This is a genomic window from Oceanobacillus alkalisoli (assembly GCF_021556485.1).
GTDB lineage: Bacteria > Bacillota > Bacilli > Bacillales > Amphibacillaceae > Oceanobacillus > Oceanobacillus alkalisoli.
In genome coordinates this window covers 1-428 of sequence record NZ_JAKGBW010000052.1, presented here as the reverse complement: position 1 = coordinate 428, position 428 = coordinate 1, and the positions used below count along the sequence as shown (strand labels likewise).

Sequence of the window (428 nt, the reverse complement as noted above, 5' to 3'; positions counted from 1 at the left end):
CAATAATTCATCACAAAAGAGGTGTCCTTATGTTTAAACATTATAACATGAATCAAGTTGTTTTGCCGCTAGATTTAGAAATGAAACTACAAGAAAATGATATTGCCTTTGCGATTCACGATTTAGTAGAGAGTATTCCGTATGAAACCTTTGAAGATTTCATACGCCAAACCGGTCGACCAGCCTACCATCCACGGATGATGTTGAAAATTATATTGTGTGGGTATACGCAGTCCGTTTTCTCTGGCCGTAAAATCGAAGCTTTATTACAGGACAGTGTTCGCATGATGTGGCTAGCTCAAGGCTACGAGCCGACTTATCGCACGATTAATCGCTTTCGTTCAAATCCCCTTGTTGAAAATATCTTACGAGAATGTTTTGTGCAGTTTCGTAATCAATTGGTGGAGAAGGAATTGATTGAAGAAGAA

1 protein-coding gene is annotated in these 428 nt (G+C 38.8%); it reads left to right on the top strand.

Translation table 11 applies throughout. From position 1 onward, the window contains the following. Positions 1-29: 29 nt before the first annotated feature. A partial coding sequence (locus tag LZD48_RS18465) for a transposase (RefSeq protein ID WP_235764135.1) occupies positions 30-428 on the top strand: 399 nt, incomplete at its 3' end.